Source organism: Delftia sp. WSY_10 (genome assembly GCF_043104705.1).
In the GTDB taxonomy this organism is placed as follows: domain Bacteria; phylum Pseudomonadota; class Gammaproteobacteria; order Burkholderiales; family Burkholderiaceae_C; genus Comamonas; species Comamonas tsuruhatensis.
This window is the reverse complement of the sequence record NZ_JBICKY010000012.1, coordinates 353,862-380,522: the sequence shown is the minus strand read 5'-3', so window position 1 is coordinate 380,522 and position 26,661 is coordinate 353,862. Positions and strand designations below refer to the sequence as shown.

Here is a 26,661-nt window from a genome sequence, read left to right as displayed (position 1 = left end):
AAAAACGGTATTGCGGCGCAAGATGGCGCCGCAATCTCCGGTTTTAGCCGATTTTCACGCCCGTGTCCGCCAGGGGCTGTTGCACCGGAAGGGGCAGGAACTGGCGCAGGATCTGGAAATGGTCCTCGAAGAACGCGCTTTCCATGGCGGGCAGGTCGCAGACGGCCACCCAGCGCGCCAGTGCCGCATCGTCGCCGCCCTGCACGGGCGGCAGCGAGGGCAGCACGCCCAGGTCCAGGTAGTGCACATGGGTGATGGTGCGCCCGCGCAGGCTGCGGTCGGGATGGTCGAAGACCTGCACGGACTGCAGGGCCGCCTGCAGGTCGGCCTCGCTGAGCGTGGAGCAGGTCTCCTCGCGCAGCTCGCGCAGGCAGGACTGCCACAGCGTGTCGCGCGGCTCCAGGAAGCCGCCCGGCAGCGCCCACAGGCCCAGGCCCGGGGCATGGCCGCGGCGTATCAGCAGGATGTGGTCCTGTTGCGCGTCTTCGTGCGGCACGCGGCAGCGCAGCAGTGCGTCCACGGTCACGAAGACGGGCGGGTAGGGCGCCGCAGCCCAGGCCTGGCGGTACCGGGCCAGCATGCGCCATTCCTCGCACATCTGCGCATGGACGGGCGTGGTGGCCCATTGGCGCAGGAACTGCAGGGTGGCGGGTGGCACCTGGGCGGCCAGGGCCTCGAAGTCCACGCCGGATTCGCCGAAGTAGATGTCGCGCAGCGGCGTTGCGTCGAACTGGCCCAGGCGCGGCAGGCTGATCAGCTGCCAGCGCGGAAAGCGCGCCAGGTAGCCGCTGGTCGCGTCCTTGAAATGGCCGACCAGGGCCACGCTGGCGCCTTCGGGCACGCAGGACTGCACGGCCTGCTGCACGGCCTGTACCCACAGCGGCTCGTTGTAGTAGTCGCGCACGGGCACGCAGTGCAGGCGGGCCGCGTCGGCCGGCGGCAGCGCCTCGCGCAGCATCTGCGCGCGTTCCTGCCAGCTGAAGGGGTTCTTGGGATTGGGCGCCTGCCAGGCGCTGCCCAGCACGACGACGATCTGCTCGGCACGCTCCAGCGCCGCGCGCAGCAGGGCCATGTGGCCGTTGTGCAGCGGCTGGAAGCGCCCGATCAGCACGGCGGTGTGCACGCGCTCGCTGGTGGCCGGGGTTTCGGGGGGGGCGTCCATGGCGGCAGTCTCTTGCATAAACAGGCTCGGTGGCTTCACTCTGGCTTCATTCGTAGTGGGCGGCAATGGGCATCTGGCGGCCGGTGCCGAAGGCGCGCGGGCGCACGCGCAGTATGGGCGGGGCCTGCCGGCGCTTGTACTCGCTGCGGAAGATCATGCGCTTGACGCGGTCAACCAGCTCGGCACCGCCGGGTTGGCCCAGCAGCTGGGTCACAAAACGCTCGGCCGTGCCGTACTCGGCGGTGGACAGGTGCCGGCCCTCGATGGCGTATTTGAGGATTTCGTCCAGCACCGCATAGGGCGGCAGGCTGTCCTCGTCCTTCTGGTCGGGCGCCAGCTCGGCCGAGGGCGGCTTGTCGATGATGGCCTGGGGAATCAGCTCGCGGCCCGCACTGTGGTTGATGTGGCGAGACAGCTCGAAGACCTCGGTCTTGTAGAGATCGCCCAGCAGGCCCAGGCCGCCGTTGGTGTCGCCATACAGCGTGCAGTAGCCCACCGAGATCTCGGATTTGTTGCCCGTGGTCAGCAGCAGGTGGCCGAAGGCGTTGGAGTACTCCATCAGCGTGGTGCCGCGGATGCGTGCCTGCAGGTTCTCCAGCGGCAGGCCCTGCAGCGGCTGGCCGAAGCTGGACTCGAACTGGCGCGCATAGCCGTCGACCAGCTCGCGTATCGGGTGCTCATGCAGCGTGATGCCCAGGTTGCGGCACAGGATCACCGAGTCATCGACCGAGCCGCTCGACGAAAAGCGCGAGGGCATGGTGACGGCCACCACGTTGTCCGCGCCCAGGGCCTCGGCCGCCAGGGCCAGGGTCAGCGCGCTGTCTATGCCGCCCGAGCTGCCGACGACGGCGCGCGTGAAGCCGCAGCGGCGCGCATAGTCGCGCAGGCCCAGCACGATCTGGCGGCGGTAGAACTCCATGGTGGGCAGGCCTGCGGCCGGCACGCTCATGCAGGGCTGGCCGGCCGCGTCGAGGAAGCGTCCGTCGCCGAACTGCAGCGTGCGCAGGTCCTCCACGAAGCGCTCGGCCTCGAAGACCACGCCGCGCCCGGGCTCCACCGCGAAGGAAGCGCCGTCGAACACGATCTGGTCCTGGCCGCCGATCTGGTTCACGTAGAGGATGGGCAGGCCGTGGCGCATGGCAGCCTGGCCGAAGATCTCGTGGCGCTGTTCGCGCTTGCCCAGGTGGCTGGGGCTGGCGTTGATGCTGACCACCAGGTCGGGCGCGGCGTCGGCCATGCGCGCGAAGGGGTTGGTGGCGTAGTCGGCACCGGCGTCGTTCCAGCCGTCCTCGCACACCAGAAAGCCCACCTGGGCCTGGCCTATGCGCAGCACCTTCGCCGCATCGGGGCCGGGCTCGAAGTGGCGGCGCTCGTCGAAGATGTTGTAGGTGGGCAGCAGCTGCTTGTCGTAGCGCAGGCGCACCGCGCCGTCCTTGAGCACCAGCAGGCTGTTGTGCAGCGGCTTGCCCGGCCCGCTGGCGCGCGTGGGCGCGCCGATGACCCAGTGCAATTGCGGCCACTGGCGCGTGGCCTGCAGCAGCTGATGCAAGCCTTGCTCCAGGCGCTCGCGAAAGGCGGGCTCGTCCAGCAGGTCGCCAGGGTAGTAGCCGCACAGCGACAGCTCGGGAAAGACCAGCAGGTCGGCCTGCGCGTGCGCGGCGCGGGCAGCGGCCTCGGCCATGCGGGCCACGTTGCCGGCGATGTCGCCGACGGTGGGGTTGAGTTGGGCGATGGTGATGCGCAGCATGAATGGAGCCTTGGCGGTGTCAGGCGGTGTCAGGCGGCGACAGGCTGGGCCAGGCCGAAGACCTGGCGCAAATAGGCCAGATAGGTTTCGTCGTTGCACAGCGTCTTGCCCGGCGAGTCCGAGATCTTGGCCACGGGCTGGCCGTTGGCGTGGGTGAGCTTCATCACGATGTTGATGGTCTCCAGCCCCATGTCGTTGGTCAGCCGCGTGCCGATGCCGAAGCCCAGCTGTATGCGGTCGGCAAAGCGCTGGTACAGGGCCAGGGCCGTGTCCAGGTCCAGCCCGTCGGAGAACACCAGGCGCTTGGCCTGCGGGTCTATGCGCAGCTTCTGGTAGTGGGCGATGGCCTTCTCGCCCCAGGCATACGGGTCGCCCGAGTCGTGCCGCAGCCCGTCGAAGAGCTTGGCGAAGTACATGTCGAAATCGGCCAGGAAGGCATCCATGCCCACGGTGTCGGTCAGGGCCACGCCCAGGTCGCCCCGGTACTCCTGCACCCAGTCCTCCAGCGCGGCAATCTGGAAGTCGCGCAGGCGCACGCCCTGGGCCTGGTAGCTCTGCAGGTACTCATGGGCCATGGTGCCTATGGGCACGATGCCGAAGTCGCGAGCCAGCAGCACGTTGGACGTGCCCTTGAACCACTGCGCCGTCTGCGTGGCAAAGGCCTGGACCACCTCGCGCTGCCAGGCGCCCGAGAAGCGCCGGCGCACGCCGAAGTCGAACAGCTCGAACGGGTTGCGCAGCCTGGCCTCGCAGGCCAGGTGGCGCAGGCGCTCGATCTTGCCGGCCAGGCGTCTGCGGCCTTCGGCCAGCGCCGCCTCGGCGTCGAAGCGCCGGAAATACAGCTCGTTGACGATGGCCAGCACATAGATCTCGAAGCCCATCACATGGACCTGGGGGCCTTTGGCCTCGATGTGCAGGGTGTCGCCATCGGCCCAGGCACGGATGAAGGCGCGCTGGAACTGGAAGATGCGCAGAAAGTCGATGAAGTCGCTCTTCATGAAGCGCAGCCCGCCCAGGTAGGCCAGGTCTTCGGGAGTGAAGCGCAGCGCGCACAGGGCGTCCAGCTCGCGCTCCACCTCGGGCAGCAGCTCGGCCAGCGGGAAGGCCGTCTTCGTGCGGCAGACGAATTCGTACTCGGCCTCGGTCTGGGGATTGCGGTGCAGCATGGCCTGCCACATCGTGAATTTGTAGAGATCGGTGTCGAGCAGGCTGGTGATGATGGGAGCCATGGTGCGATGCTGGGGAAACAGGAAAGGAGGCTGCGCGGGAAGGCGGTCCGGCCCCTACAGGTGGAGTTCTTGGCTGGAGGCCAGCCGCAATCCGCGGGCCTGCATGGCTGCAAGGAAATCATGGTGCGCGGACTCGAAGCCCGGCACCGGGCTCATGGCGTCGTGCATCAGCACGATGCGCTCAGGATGGGGAAGGTGCTCGACCAGATGCTCGACCGTGGAGCGCACGCAGTGACTGCTCGCCTCGCCCGCGACCACCAGCATTTCTGCCTGGGCCAGCCGCTCCAGCAAGGCCGTATTCAGCAAGGTCGCCGGATCGGCCGGGTCGGGGACCTCGGCCAGCAGCGCGCTGTAGTGCTCGGTCCAGGGATTGAGCCCCTTGAAAACGTTGTACACGGCGCGCTGGCGCTGCTGCTGCCAGTCGCCGCAGGCCGCCAGCACATCGGCATGGATACCGTGGCCCCAGCTGCCCACCTCGCAGTGCACGGGCCAGACCATCAGCGTGTAGCGGCTGTTGGCTTCGAGTGCATCCAGATAGTCCAGGCTGCGCTGCAGCGCCTCGGCGTTGCGCGGCCGGAACACCCCCGCCCGCACCTGCGCCGCCGTGATCGCGGTGAACGGCGCCACATCGCCGCTGTCGTCGCCATTGCCCTGTTGCCAGAAAGCCGGATGGGCGATGTCGTAGCGCTGGTGCGAGTCCAGCGTCACCGTGACGGCGTCCACCTTCGCCCCCTCGCGCCGTATCCAACCGGCAAGCCGCTGCATGTCGGCATGAGCGCCCGCCACGGGAAGGCTGGGACGTTGCCGGCCAGGACACCAGTCCTCAGGCAGATCGCAGAAGTCGTTCTGGGGGTCTATGACCAGGAGCTGGGTGGTGGAAGATGGCATATATGAGGGTGCACGCAAGCAACAGTGCGTGGTCGGTGCATCAGGTCAATGCTTCAGTGTAGTGCTGCAGGAGCGTCGCCTGTCACCAAGGCTTGATCCTTCCGCTTCTGCAGGGGCTGTGAAATACGGCGCCACATCCCTGTCAAGGCCAGGGCGAAACGAGAGGGGGAAGCGACTTCGGAACATGATGCGGAACCTACAATGGGAGGTTTTACGTATTTCGTTGGCGGCTTGGCCTGTTTCAGACCGCCATTGCGCTGTTTTCAGGCGTGCCCTGCATCAACCGAATGGGTTCATTCGGTAGCTTTTGATTATCAATATGGCATCCCTTCAGGTAACAACGACTTTCATGGGCATAGGGTTGGCCGCGCTGATCCTGTACCTGATCCGGCGCGACCATCTCTACCTCATGCACGGCCTGTTCTGGGTGGTCGTTGCCGTGGCTGCCGTCGTGCTGGGCGTCTGGCCCGGGATGATCAACCGCCTGGCAGCGGTGCTGGGCATCAGCTATCCACCGGCCATGCTGCTGCTGCTGGCCAGCATCGTCCTGCTCATCAAGGCCTTGCATGCCGACATGGTCAACACCCGCATCGAGCGTGATGTACGGCGGCTCAATCAGCGGCTCGCGATGCTCGAGGCGGATGCTGCGGACCTCCTCCGGGCCCCGTCCGAACCCCCGACCCCATGATATCCGCCCTGCTTCCCGTCATCTTGTGCGGCGGCTCCGGTACCCGCCTGTGGCCTCTTTCGCGCGAAGCCTATCCCAAGCAGTTTCTTGCAGTGAAAGGGACGGGCATTTCTCTGTTGCAGGACACCGTCAGGCGGCTCGACGGTCTGGCACCCCACATTCCAAGGGCCTCGCCGATCGTGGTGTGCAATAGCGAGCATCGATTCTTGGCGGCCCAGCAATTGCAGGAGGCTGGGTTCCATGGGGCCAGGGTCGTGCTGGAGCCCGTGGGGCGCAATACGGCGCCCGCACTGACACTCGCCGCCCTGGTAGCCGATGCCGACGATGTTCTGCTTGCCATGCCGGCCGACCATGTCATCCGTGACCTGGAGCGGCTGCACCACGCCCTGAACACTGCCTGGCAACTGGCTCGGCAGGGGTCTATGGTGACTTTCGGTGTCGTGGCGGATCGACCGGAGACAGGGTATGGCTATATCCAGAAGTCCCTGGCAGTGGAAGGTTTCGACGCTTTTGCCATCCGGCGCTTCGAAGAGAAGCCCGGTCTGGATGTGGCCCGGGCATATCTGGAAAGTGGAAATTACCTGTGGAACAGCGGGTTGTTCATGGTCAGGGCAGGACAATGGCTCAAGGCCATGGCCGCGTTGCAGCCGCAGATGCTGCGGGCATGCCAGACTGCCGTCGAGCACAGCAGCCGCGATCTGGACTTCATCCGACCTCAAAGCGAGGCTTTTAGCGATTGCCCTTCCGACTCGATCGACTATGCAGTCATGGAGCATCTGCCGGGCCGCCTGGACTTGGGAATCCCAGCCCATGTGGTGCCCCTGGATGCAGACTGGTCCGACCTCGGCGCCTGGGACGCCTTGTGGGAGGTGCTGCCTCACGATGCCCGAGGCAATGCCCATGCCGGTCAGACCCTGGCGATTGATACCCAAAACAGCTTGTTGTTCTCGGAGACCTGCCTTGTCGCCACGGTGGGCCTGGACAACATCATCGTGGTTGAAACGGCCGATGCCGTCTTGGTGGCGGACAAACGCCGAGCACAGGATGTCAAGAAAGTCGTTGCCGAATTGAAGGCGCAAAACCGCCAGATGGCTTCATCGCATCGCAAGGTGCACCGCCCTTGGGGCTGGTACGACCGCATCGATGGTGGTGAGCGATTCCAGGTGAAGCGCATCGTCGTCAACCCCGGCGCCAGCCTGAGTCTGCAGATGCACCAGCATCGGGCAGAGCACTGGGTCGTGGTCAAGGGCGTGGCCGAGGTCACGCATGGCGAGCGCAGCTTTCAACTGCGTGAAAACGAATCCACCTACATCCCCGTACGGCATCTCCATCGATTGAGAAATCCAGGTCTGGAGCCATTGGAAATCATTGAAGTGCAGTCCGGTGATTATCTGGGCGAGGATGACATCGTGCGTTTCGATGATGTCTATGGCCGGGGCTGACGACCATCGAAATGGATGGCCGGAGATTGATGAAGAATAATACAAAGGATATCGGATGAATCCTCATGCTGCTCGATCGGTGTCGCCGCTGGAGCTACTTAAATCTATTGCCGTCAATCGCAGCTTGATATTCAGCTTGATAGAGAGGGATATATTTGGCCGCTATCGAGGTGCAACGCTGGGCTTGTTGTGGTCTTTCTTCAACCCGCTGCTGATGTTGATCGTCTATACGTTCGTGTTCAGCGTGGTTTTCAAGGCGCGCTGGTCTGGGGGGACTGACTCGAAAACGGAATTTGCAATGATTCTGTTTTCTGGCTTGATGGTTTTCAATATATTTTCCGAATGCATAGGGCGTGCGCCATTGCTGGTCGTCAACAACGTCAATTATGTCAAGAAAATAATTTTTCCGCTTGAAGTGCTGCCTCTCGTTGCACTGGGTACTGCACTTTTTCATTTTATTATCAGTGCATCTGTCTGGATGGCTTTTTATCTCATATTTTTCGGAACTCCTCCGCTGAGCATGCTGTATCTGCCAATCATTCTTCTTCCTTTGATTCTTCTGATTATGGGTTTTTCGTGGATACTGGCATCGTTGAGTGTCTATCTGCGTGATATCGTGCATGTCGTGGGGGTGATCACCACGGTGATAATGTTCCTGTCCCCTGTTTTCTACCCGGTTTCCACGCTGCCTGAAAAATATCAGGCCATCGTCCGTTTGAATCCGCTTGCAGATATTTTGGAGCAGGCTCGGGGTGCAATGATCTGGGGTCGTGGGGTTGATTGGTTGAATTGGTCATTGCAAATGTGTGTCGCAGCCGCGATTGCCTGGGCCGGATTTGCCTGGTTTCAGAAGATGCGGAAAGGTTTTGCCGATGTCATCTGATATTGCGATCAAGGTTGATGGGCTGAGCAAGTGCTATCAAATCTATGACCAGCCTCGTGACAGGTTGAAGCAAATAGTCCTCCCCAGGCTGCAGAAAATTGCAGGAATGCCGCAGAGGAATTACTATCGCGAATTCTGGGCTCTCAGGGACATTGATTTTGAAGTCAGGAAGGGCGAGGCGTTCGGTATTGTTGGGCGCAATGGCGGTGGAAAAAGCACGCTGCTTCAAATTATTACAGGAACGCTTGATCCGACGCAGGGCAATGTTGAAACATTCGGACGGGTTGCAGCACTGCTTGAGCTTGGATCAGGGTTCAACCCAGAGTTCACGGGCCGAGAAAATGTGTATTTGAATGCCCTGATGCTGGGAATGAGCCGTGACGAGGTCAATGTACGGTTCGATAGTATTGCGGCATTTGCGGATATAGGCGGATTTCTTGATCAGCCGGTCAAAACCTACTCCAGCGGGATGCTGGTGCGCCTGGCTTTCGCCGTTCAAGTGCAGCTTGAGCCAGATATTCTGATTGTCGATGAGGCGCTTGCTGTAGGGGACGCACTTTTCCAAAAGCGCTGCTTTCGTCGTATCGAGAAACTGCGCGCAGATGGCGTTACCTTGCTCTTTGTTTCACATGATCAGGAGGCAGTGCGAACGCTGACGGAACGGGCAATCCTGCTAAAAAGAGGTACATGTGTCTCTTCTGGCGCTTCATCCCAGGTGCTGCTGGATTACAGAAGGCTGATGCATGAGGAAGAGTCTGCCTACTTCATCCAGGCCATGAAAGATATTCAGCTGAAGACTTCCAGGGTGGGGGCGGATTCCATTGATTCATCATCTGGTGCGTTTCTTTCGGAAAGTGGAGTTGAGCATGGATCCCCGTCTGGGCCAACAGATGATCTGTCGTTTGGAGATGGTGGCGTCGAGATATTGACAACGACACTGTTTGATAGCGATGGAAATCCGGGGAGCGTGTTCTATCCGGGAGATCTTATTCGTATTCGGATGGAGTGCCTTTCCAGAATTGAAGCAACGAATCTGAATGTTGCCGTAAGGGTTCGCAATCGTGAGGGGATAAAGATATATTCTTGGGGGACCTTGAATCAAGATATGCGGATCATGGCAAGCGGCTCGGATGAGCTGATATTTTGGAGTAGAAGATTCAACGCTGATGAAAAGTTTATCGTATGGCTGGAATTTTATTGCCGATTAGGGACGAATCTTTATGAAATCCAGGCAGCGATATCTCATGAAGAGAGTCCGGACTATGGGGCGCAGCGGATTCTCCATTGGAAGGACGAGGCTGCTTTCTTTCAGGTGTTGATGCGTAAGAATGAGTATTTTTTTGGTGGACTGACAGATTTGTGCATGAAGGCGAGGTGGGATGATGCAGAACAAGAATGAACTTGACTACAAGACTCTCTATGATGGCTATTGGCAGCGTTCTGATCGAGTCGGCGAGCGCAGCAGTGATCTGAAAAAAACAGCTCGATTGATTGCAGAAACCTGTGGATATGGATCTGCCATTGATATCGGTTGTGGAGAGGGATATCTGATTGAAGAGCTTCTTTCGCTGGATATCGATGTGGTAGGCATGGATATTTCATCTGTGGTGGTGGAGCGTGCAAATGCACGATGGAAGAATCGATTCTTCGAAGGTTCGGTCCTGTCGATTCCATTTCCTGATGAACATTTCAATGCTGTTGTTTCGACAGATTGTCTTGAACACCTGGCTCCGGAAGATGTTCCGGCAGCGCTGCGTGAGATGTATCGTGTTTCTTCGCGATATGTTTTCCTGCAGATAGCAACCACACCAGACCGTGATGGCCATTGGCATCTGACAATCGAGGGGCGCGCCTGGTGGGAGGATCGGTGTTTCGAGGCGGGATTCCGCAAGCATCCTCTTTATTATTACGTCAACGATTACGAAGCGCTTAATAAGGATGGGTGGCAGGTATTCGTCATTCTGGAAAAAATACCGGCCAAGGCACTAGTGGAGTTCGATCTTTCCGTGCTTGAAGAAGAAAAAATGCTTCACAATGACATGCTGCGGGTGACTGGAAGAAGATCCGATGCCCACTGCATTCGCTATTACAAGGCATGCGATTTCATCCGCCCTGGAGACCAGGTCCTTGATGTGGCATGTGGTTTGGGTTATGGGAGCCATATTCTCTATAACGTATCCAAAGCCAGATCAGTCATTGGCGTGGACCTCAGTGATTTCGGAATTGCCTATGCGCAAGCCAACTATGGGCAGCAGGGGAGGGTGGAGTTCAGGTGCGGCGATGCCCAGGCGCTGAGCTCCATTCCTGACAATAGCATTGACTTTATTGCTGCTTTCGAGACGATCGAGCATGTTCCAGAACCGATGGCATACCTTCGGGAATTGAAGCGCGTGCTCAAACCTTCAGGAAGGGTCATGGTCTGTGCTCCAAACAACTGGGTTGATGAAACCGGCAAGGACCCCAATCCGCATCATTTTCATGTCTATACCTGGGATCGCCTGGTTGCTGAGGTAGGGCAGCTCTTTCTGCTGGAGCAAGGGTTCCTGCAAACAGCAGGAGGTGCGCTTAAATGTCCAAATGGAAGCCGCAAGTGGGTCAATGTTCCGGCCGATGTAACACCTGAGCAAGAGTCTGAGTGGGTGCTTTTGCTGGGGATGGCTGATCCTCTTGAGGGTAAAGGCATTCCATACGAAGAAACAGCATGGAGATTACCAGAAGATCCAAGTTTCAATGTAGCAGCCTTTGCTCGTGACTATCAGAATCCCTGGCTGTTGAAGGGGATGGTAACGATCGGCATGCGCATGGGCTCCAAGGAGCGACTTGCAGACATGCAAGAACGTGTCCTGGCCTCTTACGATCCTGAGTCGGTGGATTATGGTGCGGCGTTGTGTGGTCGAATCTATTTTCATATCGAGCAGCCAGAGACGCCAGAAACCGCGGTCAAGGCTCTTGAGGAGGACGTGCGCAGATATGCCTCAATTTCGCTGCCGACGGCCCATCATATTCGTTGGCAAGTATCTTTGTTGTTCGCCGCAGGGGAGTTAGCCCGAAAGCAGGGTCGAACTGGCGATGCATCTTTCTTTTATTCGGAATGCGCCAAGATAGATGTATTGCCCTACAGCCCGATACTTGGAAACAAGACATTGGATGCATTGTTCTGTCTGGCAAGATTTGCTCTCCAAAAACGTGATCTGCCTGCTGCAAAACAGTATCTGTTGCGCTCGATCGACGAGTGCCAGCGCCTCTCATCCGGATCATGGGTAAACATCACAGGCGAACAGTTGGGGCCTTTGCCATTCGGTCTGGCAGAGATGTCTCAACTTTTTGACAAGGCAGCCCGAGCTGCATATCTCCTGTCTGCGCTGGACAAGGCAGATCTGTCGCCACACTTGCTCTTCAGGGAATCAACTGGTTTTTTTGAGCGACAGATCATTCATTACAAGAATTGGGGTAATGAATACTATGAATATTCCAATCGACTTTTGAGTGACCGCAAGAAGTTCGAGGTCGAGAGGATGGCCGGTGTATTCAACCTGCGAACGGCGGAAGGGGGCAAGGAAGGAGGGTTGGAGCGGGTCGTTAAAAATACACTATGGCGCTATAGCCAGTTTGCTGAAGTCAGGTCTGAGCTGGGTTTGGGGGGCGCCATTCGGCATACATTTGGGTTTTTGCGGGATAAGCTGTCTATTTCCCTCGCAAGTAGGCTCGAGCCACATGTCAAGCCTCCGGAGGGGAAGGCTCCGTCTGAGGCATCGATTGGATTCGTGAATCTTGATTCGGTCAAGGCGTGTCCAGCCGGCTCGACGCCGCAGGTGATAATGCTTGTCGATGCATTTCATGATGGTGGTGTCGAGCGAGTCGTGATTGACCTGTGTCTGAATTTTCGTCAGGCCGGAATTCAATGCAAGATTCTGGTGGCAAAGGATGGCGGGCGAAGTGCTGCAGAAGCGAGATCGCACGGCATCGACGTCATGGAACTGCACCAGAACACAGAAGCTCTGAGATCAGCCCTTGCCAAGTCCGTCAATGCGGTAGCTATTACCCATCATTGCTACTTTTCTCTGGATTCATTCCGAGAAGCTGGCATTCCCGTGCTTGAAGTGATTCACAATGCATATTATTGGCAAAGAGGCAACAGGTCTATTGCGGATATGCGGAGAAATGATATTTGTCATTTCATTGCAGTATCCGGATTTGTTGCAAAATTCTCCACGGAGGAGTTGGGCATCGATGCTGCAAGGTTATCGCTCATAAACAATGGACTGAATAATCTGGATTTGATTCGGCCGCCTTTGGATTTGCTGCGAAAAAACAGGCTGGAGACAAGAAGTGCTCCTGTGTTGTTGCATATTGCAAATCTTCACCCGCAGAAGAACCATAGGCTGATTGTGAAATCGTTTGCCCGGATAAAGCAAAAATATCCAGATGCACGACTTGTGATGGCGGGATCCATGGATGGTTATCCGGATATTTTCTCAAAATTGAATGAAGACATCGAGCGATTGGGGGTTTCCGGGTCTGTGACGCTTGCTGGCGCATTGTCCAGGCGTGATCTGTCCAAGCTGATGGCATCGACCCATGTTGGCATTCTTCCTTCCGTCTTGGAAGGCTTTAGCATCGCCACGCTTGAATTGTCCTTCTTTGGCCTTCCCGCAATTCTGTCCGCGACAGGTGCCGCGCAGGAGTTGCAGGAGGCTTATGGGCACGTTCATATCGCACAGGCCTGTGCGCTTTCCCAGAAGGAGCTTGATGTCAGGAATGTGGACGTATTCCTGACAGCGATGCCCGACTCTGTGGTCGATTCGCTTACTGAAGCCACATTGAAGGTATTGGATGAATACCCTGAGTATCTGGGGAAGGCCCTGAATGCTGCCGAACAATTTGCCGAATACTCGATCGACAGCACAGTTGGGAAGTACATTAGCCTGCTGCAATCGATGAGAAAATCTCGTGAATATGTTTGAAGATATAGAGATCGCAATAGTCGCTCCATTTCCATCGAGAAAGAGGGTGAAAGAGGGCTGGATGAGCCGGATTGGCGCTGTGGACGAAATTATCAAGCAGCGTGCACGACTCTATATACATATATCGCACAACAATTCCCCGGAAGCCAGTTTTTCCAAGGTGGAAGAGAACGCGTGGGAGATCTGCATTTCACCAGGCAGTCCCGACTACACGGGGGTCTTGGACAGTATTTATGAGTCGGTGAATACTGTATATATACATACCATTCACCTTGCCGAGTTCATTGTGCCATGGTTGGACTCCGGGAAGTGCATTGTTGATTTTCATGGAATCGTTCCGGAAGAGGAGGCGATGCTTGGGCGTCCTGAACTGGTAGAAAAATACGAAGCCATTGAGCAGGATGTTCTCCGAAAGGCAAAAGCCTGCGTGATGGTGACACGGGCAATGCAAAAGCACTATCGGGAGAAGTATCCGCTGATCAATCCAAAGGTGATTGTCTTGCCGATTGTTGAGGAAATGCATTTTCCAGCCAACGTGGGTGATCCCAAGGGCGAAAGTGAACTACCCGTCCGGGTTGTATATGCAGGAGGTATACAGGTTTGGCAGAATGTAGATGCCATGCTGGAGCTTGCTGCTGTGGCTCATGGCTTGGCTGATTTTCAATTTCTTTCACAGGATTGGAAGACTATCGAGAAAGACGCAAAAAAGAAGCCGCTGCCAAAGAACCCGAAATTCAGATTTTGCCCAAAGGAAAATTTGGTGCAGGAGTATATGAATCATGACTTTGGTCTGGTGCTCCGTGATGACTCCGCTGTGAATAGGGTGGCCTGCCCAACCAAACTCTACGAGTATATGGAGGTTGGCTTGATCCCCATCGTTCGCTCTCCCATGCTGGGGGATTTTCTCGAATTGGGGTATGCGTATGTGACAGAGAATGAGTTCGAGTCGGGATTTTTTCCAGATAGAGTCTCCAGGGAAATGATGCAAAAAAAGAACAAGCAAGTGGTGCGGGCAATGAGGGAGATGTTTCTGGCCGGTGCTTCCGATCTTCGCTCCCGATTGGCTGCCTAGATCAGGCTGAATACTTTTATCTGGCAGGAGGAAATGGAATGCACATGCAAGGCACCGGAAGGATGGATGGGGGGTATGGGAGCCTTGAGGAGTTCAGGCGAGAGGTTATTATCCCTTATCTGAATAATCCCATCTCCGTTCTGGAAATAGGGCCATTTATCAGGCCAACGCTCGGAAAAGCAGAGGCTGATTTGAAAACACTGGATTGCTACGATACCGACGAGCTGAGACAGCATGCAATCCGCATTGGGGAAAATCCGGATTCAGTGATACATGTGGACTATGTCTGCAAGGATGAGAATTATTGCAATGTGATCACTGACGAGTTCGACATGATCATCGCAGCCCATGTGGCTGAACATGTAGTTGGTTTTATCGGTTATTTCCAGACATTGCGAAAACTCCTAAAGCACGGTGGTCACTGCATGATTGTTCTGCCGGACAAGCGCTATAGTTTCGACAAATTCCGTAGTGACACAAGTCTGGCTTATCTGATTTTTCAGCACTTGCAGCCGGAATTTCCTGCGAAGGCATTTCATGCCTTGGAATCGGCGATGTTGTACGACAAGGGTTATATCAATGCGGAAAATGTTGTTGAAGAGAGATTGAGTATTGATTCTTTGAGGAAAGCACTTGATGGATGGCATCCAGGTGTTCATTCCCATGTTTTCCAGTTCGAAGATGTGATAGCCAAGGTATTTGCCCCGCTATGTGCGATGGGATTGATTGATTTCGATGTTCTGGAGGCCAGGATGAGCCACCAGTTTGGTGAGTTTGTTGTCGTTCTCCGCGCGGGTCGAGAGTACACCAGTTGGGATTCCGTCAAGGATTTTTATTCATTGTCGCGAGACACTATTACTCCAAAAAGGGGATTGCTGCATGCGCTCGAGTCGAAAAAAAATATGCTGCGTCGTTGGTACTCGTCCAGAGGCAATCAAGATGGCTCCGGTGATCCGCGCACTAAGAAATGAGCCTTGGGCCGAGGTGCGAGTGCTAGCAACCGCCCAGCATCGCCAGATGCTGGATCAGGTTCTTGATTTTTTCGATATCAAGCCAGATATCGATATGAATATCATGAGACCAAATCAGACATTGGCGGAATTGACCGGACGTCTGCTCGTTCAGATGGATGAGGTGCTGGAGTCTGTAGATCCCGATGTCGTACTGGTGCAAGGAGATACTACGACTGTGATGGCAGTTTCACTTGCCTGTTTCTATCGCAGAATATCAATAGGCCACGTCGAGGCAGGGCTGCGGACATGGGATGTACAGAATCCATTTCCGGAAGAGGCAAATCGTGTGATTGCGGGAAAGCTTGCGCGCTGGCATTTTGCGCCTACGCAAGGTTCACGCCAGAATCTCCTGAGGGATGGAATAGCAGACAGCAGCATCACTGTGACAGGCAACACCGTCATCGATGCTTTGCTGATGGCCGCTGCAAAGGATCTGGACATTGGCGTGCCCATGGATCCGGAAAAGCGTCTGGTCTTGGTTACCTCACATCGCAGGGAGAATTTTGGGGAGCCATTGCGTCGCATCTGCCAGGCATTGAAAACCCTTGCACGCCAGAATCCAGAAGTCCAGTTTCTTTACCCGGTGCATCCAAACCCCAATGTTAAGGGTGCAGCCCATGAGTTCCTGAAGGATGAGTCAAATTTCATGCTTTGTGAGCCATTGGATTATGCGCCTTTTGTCGCGGCAATGAAGAGATCCTATCTGATTCTGACCGATTCCGGGGGCGTCCAGGAAGAGGCGCCTGCATTGGGAAAGCCGGTGCTCGTGCTGCGTGAGGAAACAGAGCGTCCTGAGGCAATTTCTGAAGGTGTCGTGAAGTTGGTGGGGGCAGATACTGAATACATCGTGCAACAGACGCAACGACTGCTGCAGGATGGAATGGCCTATAAGGAGATGGCGAGAGGCGTTTCTCCGTATGGTGATGGGAAGGCCGCTGCAAGAATAGTTTCTGTTTTAAGAGAGCAGATTTTGTGAAGATTCTGCTTGTTGCATATGAGTTTCCGCCAATATTGGCTGCCCAGGCTCTGAGATGGTTTTATCTATCCAATGAGCTGGCCAAGTTAGGGGTGAATGTTCATGTCATATGCCCGGACATATCTGCTGAGCATGCATTTCCAATGGATCTTGATGGGCGAATAGCCATTCATCGCGTTTGGCCTGGGCCATTCATTGGGTTGAGTCAAAGGCTTGCGAGTAAAAGGCATGGAAGGCCTGAAGATGTCACTGGGATAAAGTCATCTCATGCTTCATGGGCTTTTCGTGCCTATCGGTTGGTGCGATCGGTTCTGGATGCCGTCTTGTACCCTGATGTCAGATCTGAATGGTATCCGTTCGCCCTTCGAAAAATGAGGAAGTTGCTGAGGACGGAAGATTTTGATGTGGTGATAAGCTCCCATGAACCGGCGGTTGATATATTTGTCGGATGTCATGCCCGTCGCTTTAATATTCCTTGGGTCGTGGACTTGGGTGATCCCCTGCTGACTCCATATTCGCCGCGCTGGAGGCGTGCAGTGGACTCGATAGTCGAGAGAAAAGTGGTCTCTTGCGCCACTTCCATTTGGGTGACAGGCGACAGCGTTTCGAATCTGCTGAAGCAGAGACATGGTGAAGGCATTGGAGAAAAAATATCCGTGCTACCGCAGGGTTTTCCGTCCGAGCAGACGGATTTCATTGATCGCCCAAGTGGTCGCCGGTTCCTTCTTGTGTTCACGGGTAATTTTTACAGAGATTTTAGAAACCCGGTCGAGCTGGCAAAGGCGCTTTCACTAATGAAAGATCTGGATATATCTTTTATTATTGCTGGCAATAATTCTGCATTTGAAGACCTGTTTCATGATGTGGACGGTGTGAAATTCCTGGGACAAAGAAGTCATTTTGAATGCCTTGAATTGCAGCAACAGGCAGATGTTCTTGTGAATATTGGTAATGTGCAAAGTTATCAGATCCCAGGTAAGGTCTATGAGTATCTTGGTTCAAAAAAGCCAATATTGCATATCCAGACGGGAGAATTTTCCGATCCCGGTGCGGAATTGATCGAGAGCACGGGTGCGGGGGTTGTTGTGAAGAACAGCCACCAGGAAATAGAAAGGGTGCTGCGCCATATGTGCCTGCAATGGATGAATGACCCCGGAAAGCTGATGGAGTGTAGAAAGGAGTCTCTCATTCAGGACCATTCCTGGAGTCGTCGGGCTGTTGAATGCAAAAGACTGTTGCAGAAAATTTTGTAGAAAGATGCTGAATGCCATGGAAATGGAGCCCGATGATGCCACTTTTTATCTCCCAGGGGCAGAGGCTTTGCTCAATGGGATATGTGCATGAAGCTCGACGTTATATTTGCGGCTGATGCCCTCCGCCCTCCGTTGACTGGTATCGGCCGGTATACCTACGAGCTGGCAAGGCGGGTGAGACACCATGAGGATATCGAGAGGTTGCGCTATTTTTCCTCTGGGCGTTGGGTCAGTGATCCCTTGGGGGCGATGGAGACATCGGACCATGTGTCCATCGCTCTCAACAGGAAGAAGGCGGCTTTGCGCGACAGGCTTGCAGGAAGCCGGATAGCCGTGCGTATCTATGAGAGATTGGCACCTGCGATTTTTGAATGGCGACTGCGTGGTAACGAGAAATCTGTTTATCACTCTCCCAACTATATCGTTCCTCCCTTCAAGGGAAGGACGGTGAGTACCGTTCATGATCTTTCCCACATCATATGCCCACAGTTCCATCCACGGGCTCGGGTGGAATATATGAATATGGCCCTGGGCGACAGTCTGGGACGGGCCAATCATGTCATCACCGTATCCGAAACAGTCCGGCAGGAAGTCCTGGCACACGGTTTGATGCTGCCGGAGCAAGTCACGGCCATTCATTTGGCCGCAGGGAGTGATTTTCTTCCTCACTCCTCAAAAATGCTGGAGCCGGCCATGACGGCCTTGGGCCTGAGGGCTGGGGAATATAGCCTTTTTGTGGGGACCGTGGAGCCTAGAAAAAATGTGGAGCGCCTCGTTCAGGCTTATGGAATGCTGCCGAAGAGAATGAGAAGCGATTGGCCATTGGTGATTGCCGGGGCCAGGGGATGGAATTCAGATTCTATTCATGCATGCATTGAGAAGGCACAGGCGCAAGGGTGGGCACGCTATATTTCCTACGTTGACCAATCCTGGCTCCCTGCCTTGTATGCTGGGGCACGATTGATGGCCTATCCATCGCTCTATGAGGGCTTTGGCCTGCCCATTGTCGAAGCTTTGGCCAGTGGCACGCCGGTGCTGACATCCAGGGTGTCCTGCATGCCGGAAGTCGCGGGTGGCGCGGCTTGGTTGGTAGATCCTCTCGATCTGGAGGAGATCTCGCATGGCCTGGAGGTATGTCTTGCTGATGAAAGATGGCAGGAGCAGGCCAGGGCGCTGGGGCTGGCGCGATCCACGCAGTTTTCCTGGGAGAAGTGCGCAGAGCGTACGGTAGGCATCTATGCCCAGGTCGCGCAACTGGTGTGACGGCTAGCGCGGCGGGCGAAGCGGTCTTAGCCTAGCTCTGCCATGGGCAATGCTCAACAGGGAAGAGACTGCGGCATAGCGGACGGCATTGCCCCATGATCTGAAGATCTTGGAACGATTCACTCTTGCCGTATGTAGTGGCAGGGCCACTTCTCCTATCCGCAGGCCTTGCCGGCGCATGAGCAGCAAGGTTCCTATGTCCTGGTAGTCCAGCATCGTGGCTTGCGTGGAGGTTGCCGTCTCCAGGGCCTGTCGGTTGTATAGGCGGAAGCCGGAAACGAAGTCCCGCAGGCCAAAGCCGGTCAGCCAGCGAAGCCACTGCCACGCGATGCGTCGTACTAGGCTGTTGCGCTCGGAAAAATAGGCAACGACCATGTCTGCCTGTTCACGTTGCGCCAACAGGGCGGGCAGCTCCTCGACTTCATATCTGCCTTCGGCGTCGATGGTGACGACAGTCTGGAAGCCATGGGTCAGTGCATAGCGCAGTCCGGTCTGCAAACTGCCCCAATTGGTCATGGCCAGCAATGGGCGCAGCACCCGGGCCCCGCATTCTTCTGCTTCATGGCAGGTCGCATCGGTGCTGCGGTTGTCCACGACTAGAACCGAGGCCTTCACCAGCGCATGTACACGGCGTATCAGATGCCCGATCTCGGTCTCGTTGTTGCGTGTGGAGATGACGACCAGCAGATCCTGGCGTGGCTTGGTAGGGCGGGTATCCGGTGCCAGGCTGCGGTAGTGGCGTGCCACGCTTTGCTCGCAGGGGCCGATGCTGAAGAAACGGTGCAAGGCCTTGTGCCCCGACTGGCCCAGCCGCTGTCGCAGAGCGGTATTGTGCTGCAGGCGCGCGATGCTGCTGCGCCACGCATCCTGGTCCTCGAAGGGAACATGCAGGCCGGCGTGTGCGTGCGCAACCACCCAGGGCATGCCCGAGCCTGGGAGGTCGGTCACGATACAGGGCTTGCCATGCAGCATGGCCTCCAGCAAGACGATGCCGAAAGCTTCCGTGCGTTCGCGTGAAGCAAGGCAAAAGATATCGCAGCTGGCGAACAGCGCATGCTTTTCCCCGTCGGAGACGGCACCCGTCAGTCGCACGGATGTGGGTCTGCCTTCAGGCGTGCATTGGCGGATCAGTGCCTCCAGCGATGTGCGCAGCTCGCCTTCTCCCGCGATCAACAACTCCACGCCAGGCATGGTTGACACGGCACGGATCAGTGTTTCAAAACCTTTGTAGTAAGTGAGCCGGCCTACGGAGAGCAGGCGCAGTCTCGTGTCTGAGCGCCAGCCCTGGCTGGGTGACAGCGCCGCAGGAGGAGGAATATTTCGAAGGTCCAGGCCCAGCGGGACGATCTCACATTTGCCGCGCCAGGCGCGCAAGGCGTTGCTGGCCTTGAGATAGGGTGGCGAAGTGGCGAATACCTGTTGGGCCCGCTCCAGCAGGGCCTGCTCGAAAGGGCGGTACAGCATGTAGGCCAGGGCCACCGACCATTTGATGTTGGACACCACCACATCCGAGTGCCAGTGGATCACCCAGGGCACACGCCTGGCTATCGGCAGCGTGAGTGCCCACAACGCTGAATTGTTAGGCAGGTGCAGGTGCAGCACGTCGGGTTGGACGCGTTCGATGGCGCGGCCCAGCGCGCGCCGAAAGCCGATGGCCATCGGCGCATACACCAGATTGAACTGGACGGGGACACGTTCCAGCCAGGAGGGATCATCCGGCAGTGGATCGCCATGGACCAGAGCATGGGCATCTATGCCCTGTCGTCGCTGCTCATGGACCAGGTCGGCGAGAAAGACTTCCATTCCGCCCCTGTAGGGGGGAAAGAATTTGCCAACGTGGAGGATGCGGAGCGCCATCGTGCGGGCTGCCTACTTCGCTGCGGGCGCCGGGGTCAGTTGATTGCGGATCTGTCGGTACTGCGGATTCTGTGGCTCCAGGCGAATGGCCTGATCCAGATCCTTGAGCGCCTCGGGCAGATGGCCGAGACCGCGGTGGGCCATGGCCCGGCCATAGTAGGCCGGCGCGCTGGGGCTGTGGGAGATCAGGGCGTCCAGCAACTGTTTGGCTTGCGCGCTGTCGCCCTGGCCAACAAGGGCCAGCCCCATTCCCACGGTCGGGCGGGGAGCGTTCGGCGATGCCTGCAGCAGACGGCGGAAGTCATCGGCGGCGATGGCGTATTGCTGAAGGCCTATGGCGGCCTCCGCGCGCTTGAGGCGCATGGCCTGCTCCATCTGCTTGGCGTTGTCGCTGTCCTCGGAAGGCTCATTCAGCGCGAGCGAGTAGGCTTCGAATGCGGGGCGCAACTGGCCCATGGCCATCATGGCCTCGGCCTTCTGATAATGCAAAGCCTGTCCCTTGAAGCCCTTGGACTGCGCTGCATCAAAGGCATTCAAGGCTTCCGTGAACTTCCTTTGCTGGGAAAGAATGGCCCCCATGTTGAATAGTGCATTGCCACCCAGGTCCCCCAGGACATTGGCCGTGGCGAAATCCTGTACTGCCTGGTCCAGCAGGCCTTTGTCTGCGCGTGCGGTACCCAGGTTGAGAAAGGCGCGGCCACGGCCCACGGCATTGGCCGGGGCTTTCTTGTCGATCTTTTCGGCGGCATCCGCCCAGGAAGTACCGGCGTCCTGGAGGGACAGCACCCGCTCAAAAGACAGAGCCCCAAACACAATGCCGATGACGATGCCGACGATGTAGATGGTGCGTGGCTTGACCCCCGTCAGCGCAATGGCCGCCAATCCCGGGATGGCCACAGCCCACAGATAGCTGCGATACAGAACGAAGGGGTCCTGCAGCCAGACCGTGGCGAATTCGGTCGCATACCAGAGCAGGGGAAACAGGAGGCAGAGCGCGACCAAGCCAATGACACCGGGACGCCTAAGCACGGCCCAGATTGAGCAGGCCAGCAGGGCCAGGTAACCGAGCGCGCCGGCTAGGTGCCAGATCGAGCCGAAGCCGAGAGGAAATGCCGGTCTCAGGTCGATGGACATCCAGCCCACATAGGGAACGATCCACAGAAAGCCATAGGCAAAAAACAGGGCCGCTTCATTGAGGATGCTCAGGGGATAGATCTGTGAGGTGATCCCGGGCCGAAGGGCTTCCAATTGCCTTGCATAGCCTTGGGATTGCTCGTCGAAAATCTGGCCCACCAGACTGCCGAAGAAATGAAAGACTGCCGCCGAGGCAACGGCCAGCAGCAGCAAGGCCATTCCCACAATGACCATGGCAGCCTTCAGGCCGGGGCGCTGCACAAAGATATAGAGCGGCACCACCATGGCGACCGTCAGAAAGGCATGCTCCTTGGACAGGATGGCGAGCACATAGCAGATCAATGCCGCGATATGCCAGAGGACTCGCCCGCCCTGAAGCCCGCGCACAAAGGCCCAGCATGCCATAACGGCAAAGAGGGTTGCCATGACGATGGATCGCTGCACCAAGTATCCAACGGCGTAGACCGCGACAGGGTTGAGCGCGAAAAGGACCAAGCCCAGTTGCAGGGCTGCATCGCGCGACGCGTGGAAGTGGGGTTGCTCCTCGATGTCGTGCGGAAAGCGCGTCTGTGTCAGCAGTGCCTTGAACAATGCATAGAGAGCCGCCACGGTCGCGAGATGCAAGGCGATATTGAAGACGCGCTGCTTCCACCAGCCGTCTCCGAAAATCTGTTCGATCCAGACGAAGCTGCCATACGACAGCGTGCGCTGCTTGAAGTTCAACAGGCTGCCATAGTTGCCGAAAATCGTTCCATCCGTCAGACGCATATCGTCGAACAGCAGCCCGTTGTTCAGGCCGGGCAGATACACCCCCAATATGGCCAGCAAAAGAAGGGCACTGAACCAGTAAATCGCTTTGGAGGGGGCAGCCATTGCTTCTTGTCTTGTCTCGGATGTGGCGGAACTTGGAATGGTGGGCCGGGAAATGGCCGCTCTTGGGAAGAGCGCAGGCAGTTTACCAGCCGAGCAACCCGCTACCGCAGCCTGCTGCGCCGGTTTGACGTGAGTGTTGTGAGAAGGACCGAGATGAAAAAAGCCCCATGCTGCGTCAGGCGCGGCATGGGGCCGGGAGGCCATCAGATGGGCGTGGACGCCCCTGGCATTTTGCTTACAGGCCAGCCGCAGCACGCAGCGCCGCTGCCTTGTCCGTCCGCTCCCAGGTGAACTCGGGCTCTTCACGGCCGAAGTGGCCATAGGCAGCGGTCTTGCTGTAGATGGGGCGCAGCAGGTCCAGCATCTGGATGATGCCCTTGGGACGCAGGTCGAAGTGGGCGGCCACCAGCTTGGCGATCTCGGCGTCGGGGATGACGCCCGTGCCTTCGGTGTAGACCGTGATGTTCATCGGGCGTGCCACGCCGATGGCGTAGGCCACCTGGATCTGGCACTGGCGCGCCAGGCCGGCGGCCACGATGTTCTTGGCCACGTAGCGCGCGGCGTAGGCGGCGCTGCGGTCCACCTTGGTTGGGTCTTTGCCGCTGAAGGCGCCGCCGCCGTGGGGGCAGGCACCGCCGTAGGTGTCGACGATGATCTTGCGGCCGGTCAGGCCGCAGTCACCCTGGGGGCCGCCCACGACGAAGCGGCCCGTGGGGTTGATCAGGTACTTGGTGTCCTGCAGCCACTCGGAGGGCAGCACGGGCTTGATGATTTCCTCGATGATGGCTTCGGTGAAGCTGGACTTCATCCTGGTGGCCGATTCCGACTGGTCGGGGCTGTGCTGGGTGGACAGCACCACGGTGTCGATGCTGTGGGGCTTGCCGTCCACGTAGCGCATGGTCACCTGGCTCTTGGCGTCAGGACGCAGGAAGGGCAGGCGGCCGTCCTTGCGCAACTGTGCCTGGCGCTCGACGAGGCGGTGCGCGTAGTAGATGGGCGCGGGCATCAGCTCGGGTGTCTCGTCGCAGGCGTAGCCGAACATCAGGCCCTGGTCGCCGGCGCCGGTGTTGAGCTCGTCATCGCTGGCCTTGTCCACGCCCTGGGCGATGTCCTGGCTCTGCTTGTCGTAGGCCACGAGCACGGCGCAGCCCTTGTAGTCGATGCCGTAGTCGGTGTTGTCGTAGCCGATGCGCTTGATGGTGTCGCGTGCGACCTGGATGTAGTCGACGTTGGCGCCCGTGGTGATCTCACCTGCCAAAACCACCAGGCCCGTGTTGGTCAGTGTCTCGGCCGCTACGCGGCTGTACGGGTCTTGGGCGAAAATGGCGTCCAGGATCGCGTCAGAGATCTGGTCGGCCACCTTGTCCGGATGGCCTTCAGAGACGGATTCCGAGGTGAAAAGAAAATCGTTCGCCATGTGAATAAACTCCTTGGTTGCAGCTTTTTTTGATGGGCGTTGCCCAAGCTGCAGGAGCCCTGGCGAACGCTTTAGCAGACTTGTTTTACGTCGCTCTGCAAGTTGCTCAGTTAACTCAGCGACCCGCACATTTTAATGCCTTCCTTGTTCCGACTGTTTGCTGCACTGCCTTTGTGGCTATTGCACCCCCTTGGCGCGCTCATGGGCTGGGTGGCTTTCGTGGCCTCCGGCACGTACCGGCGCCGCTTTCTGGCCAATGCCCGCCAGGCCGGCTACGGCTTCGGCGCCGTGGCGCCGGCCGTGGGGCACGCGGGGCGCATGGTGGCGGAGCTGCCGCGCATGTGGATGGGCAGGCAGCCGAGCTGCCAGATGCACAACGAGGAATGCGTGCGCCGGGCCTACGCTGCCGGGCGCGGCATCATCTTTCTGACGCCCCACCTGGGCTGCTTCGAGCTGTCGGTGCAGCATGCGGCACGGCAATGGTCGGCCGAGCATGGCGCGATCACCATTCTTTACCGGCCCGCGCGCCAGCCCTGGCTGGCCCGCGTCATGGAGACGGCGCGCAACCGCCCCGGCGTGCAGGCCGTGCCGACCACGCTGGCTGGCGTGCGCCAGATGATCAAGGCGTTGCGCAAGGGCATGGCCGTGGGGCTGCTGCCCGACCAGGTTCCGCCCGAGGGGCAGGGCGTCTGGTCGCCGTTCTTCGGCCGTGATGCCTATACGATGACGCTGGCGGCGCGCCTGGCGTTGCAGACGGGGGCCGCGGTGATCGTGGCCCGTTGTGAGCGCTTGTCCTGGGGGCGGGGCTATGCGCTGTATCTTGAGGAGTTGCCCGTGCCCTTGTCCGAGAATCTGGAAGCTGCGGTGCAGCAGATCAACGAGGCGATGGAACACACCATCCGCCAATGCCCGCAGCAGTACCTGTGGGGCTATGCGCGCTACAAGCAGCCGCGCCGTGAAGCAGCTGCCGGCGAGGTGGGTGCATGAGCGGGCGCATCGGCGTGTGGCTGATGCGGTCGCTGGCGTGGATGCCGCTGCCGTGGCTGCGGGGGCTGGGTGCGTTTCTGGGGCGCGTGCTGTTCGTGCTGGCCGCGCCGCGCCGCAGGGTGGCGCTGCGCAATCTGGCGATGTGCTTTCCCGAGCTGACCGAGGCGCAGCGCGTGGATCTGGCGCGCCGCAACTTCATCGTCTTTTGCCAGACCTGGCTGGACCGCAGCTGGCTGTGGGCGGCGCCGCGCGAGGTGGTGGCCGAGCGCGTGAAGCTGCAGGGTGCCGTGCATGAGCTCGATGGCGACACCCCGACCATCCTGTTCGCGCCGCATTTCTACAGCATGGACGCGGGAGGGCTGGCCTTGCCGCTGCACACCACCCGGCCCTTCACCTCGATCTTCTCCACCCATCCGGACCCGGCGGTCGATGAGTGGTTCATGTCGGGGCGCCAGCGCTTTGGCGACGTGCGCATGCTCAACCGCGCCGACGGGGTCAAGCCCATCATCTCCAGCCTGCGCAAGGGCGGTTTGCTGTACCTTTTGCCCGACATGGACTTCGGTCGCAACGACTCGGTCTTCGTGCCTTTCTTCGGCGTGAACGCGGCCACCATTCCCTCGCTGTCGCGCTTCGCGCGCCTGGGCCGGGCCAAGGTGCTGGGCATGTACACGCGCATGACGCCCACGGGCTACGTGGCCGAGATCACGCCGGCCTGGACGGATTTCCCCACCGACGATGTCGAGGCCGATACGGCCCGCATGAACCGTGAGCTGGAGGCGGCCATCCGCACCATGCCCGACCAGTACTACTGGGTGCACAGGCGCTTCAAGACCCGGCCCGAGGGCGAGCCCTCGGTCTACTGAAGGGGGCGGGACAGGAACTGCTCCAGCGCTTGCCGCACCGCATCGGGCTGCTCGTGCACGACCCAGTGCGAGGTGCCGGCCAGGTGCTGCACCGTCAGGCGCGGCACCCACGGCTCCAGGCCTTCGACCAGGGCAGGCTGCAGCGCCGGGTCGCTGTCGCCCCAGAGCACATGCGTGGGCACGCCGATGTCCAGCATCTCGGGCGGCAGCCTCAGGTTGCGCAGTGCGTCGGCTGAGTCCGGATCTTCGGGCCGGGGCGGCACCAGGGGACTGGCGCCGTAGTAGTGGCAGGAGCCTTGCACTCCCAGGTCCCAGTGCTCGCGGTAGCGCTGCTGCAACTGCGGCGTGAGCCATCCGGGCAACTCGCCCTGCGGCGTGCGGAAAAAGCCCAGCATGCGCTGCCAGTCGTTCTCGGCCAGCAGGGCGGGCGCATCAGGTCGGCGCAGAAAATGCATGTACTGGCTTGCGGCCTGCTGCACGGGGTTGTGCAGCAACTCGCGCAGAAAGGCGCCCGGATGCGGGGCGTTGAGGATCATCAGCCGCTGCATCAGCCCGGGATGGCGGTTGGCCAGGCCCCAGGCCAGGGCACCGCCCCAGTCGTGGGCGATCACGCAGGCTGCGGGTGCGCCAGGGCTTTCGATGGCGATCAGCGCCGCCAGATCCTGCAGCAGGTGCTTGGCCTTGTACTGCTCCACACCGGCCGGCTGGCTGGAACGGCCAAAGCCTCGCAGATCGGGTGCGACGCAACGCCATTGCGTGCCGAACTGCTCCAGCATGCCTTCCCAGATGAAGCTGCCTTCAGGAAAGCCGTGCAGGAACAGCAGCAGTGGCTGGCCGGGTTCGCCGCTGACGCGGCAGTGCAGATGGATGCCGTGAGGCAGCTCGCGAATGCAGGTGTTCACCATGTTGCGCTCCTTGCGGGGCGCTGGCTACACGAGCGCCTCCAGGCG

At 58.6% G+C, this 26,661-nt stretch carries 20 protein-coding genes; 12 read left to right on the top strand and 8 right to left on the bottom strand.

Annotated elements, in window-relative coordinates:
- Positions 1-43: 43 nt before the first annotated feature.
- Genes ACF8ML_RS03845 through ACF8ML_RS03830 form a run of 4 tightly spaced genes read right to left on the bottom strand, consistent with a single transcriptional unit; the run spans position 44 to position 5,026 of the window.
- A complete protein-coding gene (locus ACF8ML_RS03845; protein WP_047326746.1) occupies positions 44-1,162 on the bottom strand; it encodes a bifunctional nicotinamide-nucleotide adenylyltransferase/Nudix hydroxylase in 1,119 nt (372 codons plus the stop codon).
- A 46-nt stretch (positions 1,163-1,208) separates the two neighbouring features.
- Positions 1,209-2,909 (bottom strand): NAD+ synthase, encoded by a 1,701-nt coding sequence (locus tag ACF8ML_RS03840; protein ID WP_047326491.1) that lies wholly within the window; start codon positions 2,907-2,909, stop codon positions 1,209-1,211.
- 29 nt (positions 2,910-2,938) lie between these two features.
- A complete protein-coding gene (gene pncB, locus ACF8ML_RS03835; protein WP_047326492.1) occupies positions 2,939-4,138 on the bottom strand; it encodes a nicotinate phosphoribosyltransferase in 1,200 nt (399 codons plus the stop codon).
- Between the two features lie 54 nt (positions 4,139-4,192).
- Entirely contained in the window at positions 4,193-5,026 is an 834-nt protein-coding gene (locus tag ACF8ML_RS03830) for a cysteine hydrolase (protein WP_047326493.1), read from the bottom strand.
- Between the two features lie 319 nt (positions 5,027-5,345).
- On the opposite strand from ACF8ML_RS03830, the gene ACF8ML_RS03825 reads away from it, so the two are divergent.
- From ACF8ML_RS03825 to ACF8ML_RS03780, 10 genes are all read left to right on the top strand, one after another.
- The gene (locus tag ACF8ML_RS03825; protein ID WP_047326747.1) at positions 5,346-5,714 is read left to right on the top strand and encodes a DUF2304 domain-containing protein; all 369 of its coding nucleotides are present in this window, start codon (positions 5,346-5,348) and stop codon (positions 5,712-5,714) included.
- Positions 5,711-7,156, top strand: a complete 1,446-nt coding sequence (locus tag ACF8ML_RS03820) for a mannose-1-phosphate guanylyltransferase/mannose-6-phosphate isomerase (protein ID WP_047326494.1) — start codon at positions 5,711-5,713, stop codon at positions 7,154-7,156. The genes ACF8ML_RS03825 and ACF8ML_RS03820 overlap by 4 nt, the downstream gene beginning before the upstream one ends.
- Before the next feature lie 55 nt (positions 7,157-7,211).
- The gene (locus tag ACF8ML_RS03815; protein ID WP_047326495.1) at positions 7,212-8,039 is read left to right on the top strand and encodes an ABC transporter permease; all 828 of its coding nucleotides are present in this window, start codon (positions 7,212-7,214) and stop codon (positions 8,037-8,039) included.
- Positions 8,029-9,438, top strand: coding sequence for an ABC transporter ATP-binding protein (locus ACF8ML_RS03810; RefSeq protein ID WP_047326496.1), 1,410 nt, complete (start codon positions 8,029-8,031; stop codon positions 9,436-9,438). The genes ACF8ML_RS03815 and ACF8ML_RS03810 overlap by 11 nt, the downstream gene beginning before the upstream one ends.
- A complete protein-coding gene (locus tag ACF8ML_RS03805) occupies positions 9,419-13,003 on the top strand; it encodes a methyltransferase domain-containing protein (protein WP_392406315.1) in 3,585 nt (1,194 codons plus the stop codon). Before ACF8ML_RS03810 ends, ACF8ML_RS03805 begins: the two co-directional genes overlap by 20 nt.
- Entirely contained in the window at positions 12,990-14,075 is a 1,086-nt protein-coding gene (locus ACF8ML_RS03800) for a hypothetical protein (protein WP_152683531.1), read from the top strand. Before ACF8ML_RS03805 ends, ACF8ML_RS03800 begins: the two co-directional genes overlap by 14 nt.
- A gap of 38 nt (positions 14,076-14,113) precedes the next feature.
- Complete coding sequence (locus ACF8ML_RS03795; RefSeq protein WP_392406314.1) at positions 14,114-15,046, top strand: methyltransferase domain-containing protein; 933 nt, start codon at positions 14,114-14,116, stop codon at positions 15,044-15,046.
- Positions 15,015-16,064, top strand: a complete 1,050-nt coding sequence (wecB, locus tag ACF8ML_RS03790; RefSeq protein ID WP_310044579.1) for a non-hydrolyzing UDP-N-acetylglucosamine 2-epimerase — start codon at positions 15,015-15,017, stop codon at positions 16,062-16,064. The genes ACF8ML_RS03795 and wecB overlap by 32 nt, the downstream gene beginning before the upstream one ends.
- A complete protein-coding gene (locus ACF8ML_RS03785; RefSeq protein ID WP_082145192.1) occupies positions 16,061-17,317 on the top strand; it encodes a glycosyltransferase in 1,257 nt (418 codons plus the stop codon). The genes wecB and ACF8ML_RS03785 overlap by 4 nt, the downstream gene beginning before the upstream one ends.
- An 87-nt stretch (positions 17,318-17,404) precedes the next feature.
- Positions 17,405-18,580 carry a glycosyltransferase family 1 protein gene (locus ACF8ML_RS03780; protein ID WP_047326748.1) on the top strand — a complete coding sequence of 392 codons (1,176 nt, stop codon included), beginning with the start codon at positions 17,405-17,407 and terminating at the stop codon, positions 18,578-18,580.
- A gap of 3 nt (positions 18,581-18,583) precedes the next feature.
- On the opposite strand, the gene ACF8ML_RS03775 is transcribed toward ACF8ML_RS03780, so the two are convergent.
- The 3 genes from ACF8ML_RS03775 to metK all read right to left on the bottom strand — a co-directional run bounded on the left by ACF8ML_RS03775 (position 18,584) and on the right by metK (position 23,861).
- On the bottom strand, positions 18,584-20,383 hold the full coding sequence (locus ACF8ML_RS03775; RefSeq protein WP_392406311.1) for a glycosyltransferase: 1,800 nt from the start codon (positions 20,381-20,383) through the stop codon (positions 18,584-18,586).
- A 66-nt stretch (positions 20,384-20,449) separates the two neighbouring features.
- Positions 20,450-22,444, bottom strand: coding sequence for a tetratricopeptide repeat protein (locus ACF8ML_RS03770; protein WP_047326501.1), 1,995 nt, complete (start codon positions 22,442-22,444; stop codon positions 20,450-20,452).
- 235 nt (positions 22,445-22,679) lie between these two features.
- Complete coding sequence (gene metK, locus ACF8ML_RS03765) at positions 22,680-23,861, bottom strand: methionine adenosyltransferase (protein ID WP_017403953.1); 1,182 nt, start codon at positions 23,859-23,861, stop codon at positions 22,680-22,682.
- Between the two features lie 135 nt (positions 23,862-23,996).
- Between metK and ACF8ML_RS03760 the strand changes: the two genes are divergently transcribed.
- Both ACF8ML_RS03760 and ACF8ML_RS03755 read left to right on the top strand, forming a co-directional pair.
- On the top strand, positions 23,997-24,848 hold the full coding sequence (locus ACF8ML_RS03760; RefSeq protein WP_082145194.1) for a lysophospholipid acyltransferase family protein: 852 nt from the start codon (positions 23,997-23,999) through the stop codon (positions 24,846-24,848).
- Entirely contained in the window at positions 24,845-25,711 is an 867-nt protein-coding gene (locus ACF8ML_RS03755; protein ID WP_034364842.1) for a lysophospholipid acyltransferase family protein, read from the top strand. Before ACF8ML_RS03760 ends, ACF8ML_RS03755 begins: the two co-directional genes overlap by 4 nt.
- On the opposite strand, the gene ACF8ML_RS03750 is transcribed toward ACF8ML_RS03755, so the two are convergent.
- Complete coding sequence (locus ACF8ML_RS03750; protein ID WP_046238834.1) at positions 25,705-26,616, bottom strand: alpha/beta fold hydrolase; 912 nt, start codon at positions 26,614-26,616, stop codon at positions 25,705-25,707. The two genes, ACF8ML_RS03755 and ACF8ML_RS03750, sit on opposite strands and share 7 nt — an antisense overlap.
- Positions 26,617-26,661: the final 45 nt, after the last annotated feature.

Bases quoted from the DNA above. Each gene is read 5' to 3' on its own strand.
- ACF8ML_RS03755 (WP_034364842.1), top strand. From the start codon at position 24,845: ATGAGCGGGCGCATCGGCGTGTGGCTGATGCGGTCGCTGGCGTGGATG.
- ACF8ML_RS03805 (WP_392406315.1), top strand. From the start codon at position 9,419: ATGATGCAGAACAAGAATGAACTTGACTACAAGACTCTCTATGATGGC.
- ACF8ML_RS03830 (WP_047326493.1), bottom strand. From the start codon at position 5,026: ATGCCATCTTCCACCACCCAGCTCCTGGTCATAGACCCCCAGAACGAC.
- ACF8ML_RS03840 (WP_047326491.1), bottom strand. From the start codon at position 2,909: ATGCTGCGCATCACCATCGCCCAACTCAACCCCACCGTCGGCGACATC.
- ACF8ML_RS03810 (WP_047326496.1), top strand. From the start codon at position 8,029: ATGTCATCTGATATTGCGATCAAGGTTGATGGGCTGAGCAAGTGCTAT.
- ACF8ML_RS03845 (WP_047326746.1), bottom strand. From the start codon at position 1,162: ATGGACGCCCCCCCCGAAACCCCGGCCACCAGCGAGCGCGTGCACACC.
- ACF8ML_RS03795 (WP_392406314.1), top strand. From the start codon at position 14,114: ATGCACATGCAAGGCACCGGAAGGATGGATGGGGGGTATGGGAGCCTT.
- ACF8ML_RS03760 (WP_082145194.1), top strand. From the start codon at position 23,997: ATGCCTTCCTTGTTCCGACTGTTTGCTGCACTGCCTTTGTGGCTATTG.
- ACF8ML_RS03825 (WP_047326747.1), top strand. From the start codon at position 5,346: ATGGCATCCCTTCAGGTAACAACGACTTTCATGGGCATAGGGTTGGCC.
- ACF8ML_RS03815 (WP_047326495.1), top strand. From the start codon at position 7,212: ATGAATCCTCATGCTGCTCGATCGGTGTCGCCGCTGGAGCTACTTAAA.
- pncB (WP_047326492.1), bottom strand. From the start codon at position 4,138: ATGGCTCCCATCATCACCAGCCTGCTCGACACCGATCTCTACAAATTC.
- ACF8ML_RS03770 (WP_047326501.1), bottom strand. From the start codon at position 22,444: ATGGCTGCCCCCTCCAAAGCGATTTACTGGTTCAGTGCCCTTCTTTTG.
- wecB (WP_310044579.1), top strand. From the start codon at position 15,015: ATGGCTCCGGTGATCCGCGCACTAAGAAATGAGCCTTGGGCCGAGGTG.
- ACF8ML_RS03820 (WP_047326494.1), top strand. From the start codon at position 5,711: ATGATATCCGCCCTGCTTCCCGTCATCTTGTGCGGCGGCTCCGGTACC.
- ACF8ML_RS03775 (WP_392406311.1), bottom strand. From the start codon at position 20,383: ATGGAAGTCTTTCTCGCCGACCTGGTCCATGAGCAGCGACGACAGGGC.
- ACF8ML_RS03780 (WP_047326748.1), top strand. From the start codon at position 17,405: ATGAAGCTCGACGTTATATTTGCGGCTGATGCCCTCCGCCCTCCGTTG.
- metK (WP_017403953.1), bottom strand. From the start codon at position 23,861: ATGGCGAACGATTTTCTTTTCACCTCGGAATCCGTCTCTGAAGGCCAT.
- ACF8ML_RS03750 (WP_046238834.1), bottom strand. From the start codon at position 26,616: ATGGTGAACACCTGCATTCGCGAGCTGCCTCACGGCATCCATCTGCAC.